The organism is Gelidibacter sp. (assembly GCF_039916245.1).
Classification (GTDB): Bacteria; Bacteroidota; Bacteroidia; order Flavobacteriales; family Flavobacteriaceae; genus Gelidibacter.
Genome location: NZ_JBDSLS010000082.1, coordinates 1 through 5,374 on the forward strand (window position 1 = coordinate 1; position 5,374 = coordinate 5,374).

Sequence of the window (5,374 nt, forward strand, 5' to 3'; positions counted from 1 at the left end):
CAAATAATTCCAAAGCTTCTTTTTCATAACACCAATTTTCGAGAATTTGGCTTGGCAATTCCACAAAATCCCAAAACACACTCGTGCCCGATAAACTTGGATAGGTTGTATTTGCTAACATCCCATGAAGTGCATGTCCAAATTCATGAAATAACGTGGTGACCTCATTAAAAGTCAATAAGGACGGTTTCGTTTTGGTAGGCTTGGTAAAGTTGCATACGATGGAAATGTGCGGACGTTCTTCTTTACCGTTTTTTATATATTGCGGTTTATAGCTAGTCATCCACGCGCCATTTCGTTTTCCGGCTCTGGGGAAAAAATCGGCGTAAAAAATCGAGATAAATTCGCCTTTGGCATTGGTTACTTTATAGGTTAAAACGTCTTCGTGGTATTTGTCGATGGAATTAATTTCTTCAAATTCCAATCCGAATAATTTTTGTGCCACTTTAAAAGCCCCGTCAATGACATTCTCAAGCTTGAAATAGGGTTTTAACTTTTCGTCATCCAAATCAAAACGTTTCTGTTTTAATTTTTCTGCATAATAGCCCGAATCCCATTTTTCCAATTGGGTAATGCCGTCCAGTTCAGTGGCAAAATCTTGCAGTTCTTTAAATTCGCGAGCTGCCGCTGGTTTTGCTTTTTCTAAAAGTTCTTCTAAAAAAGCTTCAACTTTTTCTGGGGTTTTGGCCATGCGCTCTTCCAATACAAAATGAGCATGGGTTTTATAGCCTAATAATTGGGCGCGCTCAAAACGAAGTTTTGCTATTTGCAATACATTGTCTTGATTGTCCAGAGCATCGCCTTTAAATGCTTTTTTACCTGCCGCAATGGCTAGTTTTTTTCGGAGTTCCCTGTTATCGGCATACGTCATGAACGGGATATAACTTGGGTAGTCCAAAGTAAATAGCCAACCTTCTTGATCTTTGCTTTCTGCAAGTTGTTTGGCAGCTTCCAATTCGCCTTCTGGAAGTCCAGAAAGCTCATCTTCATTTGTGATCAACATCTCAAAATTGTTCGTTTCTGCCAGGACGTTTTCGCCAAACTTGAGTTTTAACTGACTCAATTGTTTGTCGATCTCTCGGAGTGTTTGTTTTTTATCTTCTGAAAGATTTGCGCCATTGCGAGCGAAACTTTTGTATTTTTTATCGAGAAGTGTGTCTTGTTCTGCCGTTAGATTTAAAGTGCTCTTGATATCATAAACCGCTTTGACGCGTTTGAACAAAGCTTCGTTCAGGGTAATGTCATTGCTGAATTCTGATAATAACGGCGAAACTTCCTGAGCTATTTTTTGAATGTTATCGCTTGTTTCGGCCGAATTCAAATTGAAGAAAATGCTTGAAATCCGATCCAATTGTTGACCACTAAACTCTAAGGCTTCAATGGTGTTTTCAAAGGTTGGCGTATCTTCAGTTTGGGTGATGGCGTCAATTTCTGCTTTAGCCGCGTCAATAGCCAATTTAAATGCGGGCAAATAATCAACGTCTTTTATTTTAGAAAAAGGAGCCGTATTAAATAAAGTATCGAAAGGAGTATTTAGGACATTCATAAGTAAATGATGGTGATGTGTGTGAAAAATTCAGTGAGCGAGTTTTCTTAATAGCGTTCTAGTCGTCTGATTATTAACAAATGTTTGGTTTTATTTTGTAGAAAATATTTTTAAATTTGCCCAGCAATTGTAAAGAAGCCTTTAATAAGGACCCTTAGTTATAATTGATTAATAGCAGGAAAAACCTCGGCTTTCGTCGAGGTTTTTCTATTTTAATACTCTAATCCTTTGGCAGAGTCTATAACTTTTGCTTTAAGGTCTTCCTTATAAGCTATTATTTTATCCATAACCTGTGGATCAGAACTTCCAATAATTTGTGCGGCTAAAATGCCTGCGTTTTTTGCGCCATTGAGAGCGACAGTCGCTACCGGAACGCCTCCTGGCATTTGAAGAATGGACAGAATGGAATCCCAACCATCAATAGAATTGGTGCTTTTTACAGGCACACCAATAATGGGTAGCGGCGATAAAGAGGCAATCATTCCTGGTAAATGTGCAGCACCGCCGGCACCTGCAATGATTACTGAAAATCCGCGGGTATGTGCATGCTTGCCGTAATCAAAAAGTTTTTCTGGCGTACGGTGTGCGGAAACAATATCCACTTCAAAGTCGATTTTAAAATGATTTAACATGTCGATAGCTTCCTGCATAACTGGCAAGTCGCTTTTGCTTCCCATGATGATTCCTACTTTGCTCATAATTCTTTTAAATTTTAATAGTCAAATGTACTGTCTGTCAATAGAGCTCAATTTCAACTTCAATTTCAGTTTCAATTTCGATTTCCCGCCTACGCTAAAGCTGCGGACGGGCAAGCAATTTCAATTTATTGACTGATCACTTTAATTATATTTTTTACGTCTTCGGCTATTTTTCGGGCTTCATTCAAATCTTCATTAACAATTGTGACATGGCCCATTTTACGAAACGGTCGGGTTTGTCTTTTGCCATAAATATGAGGCGTGACACCATCCATCGCTAAGATTTCTTCGATGTTTTCATAAAGGACATCTCCAGAATAGCCTTCGGCACCAACTAAATTAACCATGACACCAGCAACTTTATTTGCTGTTTTTCCTAGTGGTAAATTTAAAACGGCTCTTAAATGCTGTTCAAATTGAGATGTGTAGCTCGATTCAATCGTATGATGACCCGAATTGTGTGGTCTTGGAGCAACTTCATTGACTAAAATTTCATCGTTTTGAGTCTGGAACATTTCTACCGCCAACAAACCAACATGATTAAAGGCTTCCGAAACTTGTAATGCAACCAATAGGGCTTTGTGAGCCACTTGGACATCAATTCTCGCCGGACAAATGACATATTCCACTTGGTTGGCTTCTGGATGAAATTCCATTTCTACCACAGGATAGGTTTTGACTTCGCCACTGCTATTTCTACTGACAATAACCGCGAGTTCATTCTTAAAGGGAATCATGGTTTCTGCAATACATTCGCCATCTTTCAAGTCCTTTAAATCAGATTTCGATCGGACCACTTTCACACCATTGCCATCATAACCAAACTGTGCTGCCTTCCATACAAACGGCAATTGAAGTCCGCCGTTATCAATAGCATCTTCAATTTCTGAAACATAGGCGAACCGTGCAAAATCGGCCGTTGGAATGTTATTGTCCACATAAAATAATTTTTGTGTGGCTTTGTTTTGAATGATTCTTAAAGTTTTGGAAGACGGAAATACTTTGACGCCTTCTTTCTCCAAAGTCTCTAGAGCGTTGGCATTCACATTTTCAATTTCAATGGTCAGAACATCAACGTTTTTTCCAAAATTTACTACGGTCTCATAATCCATTAAATCGCCTTGGGTAAATTCATTACAGGCAATTTTGGAAGGCGCTTCATCGCTAGGGTCTAGCACGCAAGTGTAAATGTCAAATTTGCGGGTTTCGCTAAGCAACATTTTGCCTAATTGACCACCACCAAGAATACCAAGTTTAAAATTTGAAGAGAAATAAGTCATGTTTTAGGATCTTACGGAGAGAATGATTAAAATTTTTGTCATCAATCTTGCAAAAATACACTTAAACTCCGAAATTAATCCATCAAATCATGAAATATCGGGAGTAAATTTTAAATCAAAAGTGTATCTTTGCGTCTTTTAAAATCCAATTATTTTGATTAAGCTTCACGATTTATATTTTAAACCCTTCATTTCTGAAAAGGAAATTGATGTGGCCATCCAAAGAATGGTGGATGAGGTAGCCCATGACCTCAAAGATGAAATCCCAGTGTTTGTTGGTGTTTTAAACGGATCATTCATGTTTGTGAGTGATTTTGTCAAAAAATATCCGAAGCCTTGTGAGGTGACGTTTATTAAACTGGCGTCTTATGAAGGTGTGAAGTCTACTGAAGATATTCAACGCTTAATAGGATTGACACAGGATTTGACTGGACGAACCGTTGTCATCCTTGAAGATATTATCGATTCAGGAAATACTTTAGAAGAAATCCACCGTATTTTTAAAAATGAAAAGGTTAATGAATTAAAGATTGCCACCTTATTCCATAAACCGGAAGCTTACAAAAAAGACTTTAAACTTCATTATATTGGTGTTAATGTTCCTACAAAATTCATCGTCGGATACGGATTGGATTACGACGGATTGGGACGGAATTTACCAGAAGTATATCAATTAAAAACCACACAATACATGACCAATTTTGTCCTATTTGGACCTCCTGGAGCAGGAAAGGGGACGCAAGCCAACTTTTTAAAGGAAACTTATAACCTCGTTCATATTTCTACCGGTGATGTGTTTAGACATCATATTAAAAATGAAACTGCCCTCGGAATGCTAGCCAAATCTTTTATGGATAAAGGCGAGTTGGTTCCGGATCAGGTCACTATTGATATGTTGAATGCCGAAGTAGAGAAAAACACGGATGCCAATGGTTTTATTTTTGATGGTTTCCCAAGAACAAATGCACAGGCAAAAGCTTTAGATGAATTGATGGATAGTAAGGACTCGCAAATTAATGCGATGGTTGCCCTTGAAGTTGAGGATGAGGTTTTGGTGGAGCGTTTGTTAGGTCGTGGAAAGACCAGTGGAAGACCGGATGATGCTGATGAGCAAATCATCAGAAACCGTATCAAGGAATACTACGAAAAAACGGCAATTTTAAAAGATTACTATGACGCCCAAGGTAAATATTGTGGTGTGAATGGTGTTGGCAGTATCTCAGATATTACGGATCGTTTGACTCAGGTTATAGATAAATTATAAGATTTCACAACTAAAAGCATCCATCATTTTTTGAACGCTAAATTTTTGTGAATTTTCAGATTTTATCTTTACGTACTTTAATAGACTAGATTTTAATTAATAAAAGTCCCGCGTTCGTGGGAAATGATCATGACTGAAGGAAATTTTGTTGACTATATTAGAATGAACGTTCAATCCGGAAACGGGGGTAAAGGTTCAATGCATTTGCATCGTGAGAAATATGTGGCAAAAGGCGGTCCTGATGGTGGTGATGGTGGTCGTGGTGGTCATGTGATCTTGAGGGGCAATGCCAACCAATGGACTTTATTTCATTTAAAGTTTAAAAAACATATCCGAGCAGAGCATGGTGGACATGGGAGTGCTTCCAGAAGTACAGGTGCTGATGGCGCCGATGTTTATGTGGACGTGCCTTTAGGAACTGTGGTAAGGGATTTCGAAACCAATGAGGTTATTTTTGAAATTACCGAACATGGTGAAGAGAAAATTATTGCCGAAGGCGGTATGGGTGGCCTTGGAAACTGGCATTTTAAGACGTCAACAAACCAAACTCCTCGCTATTCGCAACCTGGTATTCCTTTGCAGGAGC

Annotated in this window: 4 protein-coding genes and 1 pseudogene; 2 read left to right on the forward strand and 3 right to left on the reverse strand. The window is 38.6% G+C overall.

All coding sequences use genetic code 11. The features are described from left to right. From ABIQ28_RS03885 to ABIQ28_RS03895, 3 genes are all read right to left on the reverse strand, one after another. On the reverse strand, window positions 1–1,546 hold a 1,546-nt coding region (locus ABIQ28_RS03885; RefSeq protein WP_348035437.1), incomplete at its 3' end, for a M3 family metallopeptidase. 212 nt (window positions 1,547–1,758) lie between these two features. Beyond that, window positions 1,759–2,244 (reverse strand): 5-(carboxyamino)imidazole ribonucleotide mutase, encoded by a 486-nt coding sequence (gene purE / locus ABIQ28_RS03890; RefSeq protein ID WP_348035438.1) that lies wholly within the window; start codon window positions 2,242–2,244, stop codon window positions 1,759–1,761. 125 nt (window positions 2,245–2,369) lie between these two features. Further along, window positions 2,370–3,524, reverse strand: a complete 1,155-nt coding sequence (locus ABIQ28_RS03895; RefSeq protein ID WP_348035439.1) for a 5-(carboxyamino)imidazole ribonucleotide synthase — start codon at window positions 3,522–3,524, stop codon at window positions 2,370–2,372. 154 nt (window positions 3,525–3,678) lie between these two features. On the opposite strand from ABIQ28_RS03895, the gene ABIQ28_RS03900 reads away from it, so the two are divergent. Further along, a complete protein-coding gene (locus tag ABIQ28_RS03900) occupies window positions 3,679–4,788 on the forward strand; it encodes an adenylate kinase (RefSeq protein WP_348035440.1) in 1,110 nt (369 codons plus the stop codon). 129 nt (window positions 4,789–4,917) lie between these two features. Beyond that, window positions 4,918–5,374 (forward strand): annotated as a pseudogene (locus ABIQ28_RS03905) (GTPase ObgE); the annotation flags it as partial.

What these genes read in the sequence shown, in the direction of transcription:
- purE (WP_348035438.1), bottom strand. Translation starts at nt 2,244, where the DNA reads ATGAGCAAAGTAGGAATCATCATGGGAAGCAAAAGCGACTTGCCAGTT.
- ABIQ28_RS03895 (WP_348035439.1), bottom strand. Translation starts at nt 3,524, where the DNA reads ATGACTTATTTCTCTTCAAATTTTAAACTTGGTATTCTTGGTGGTGGT.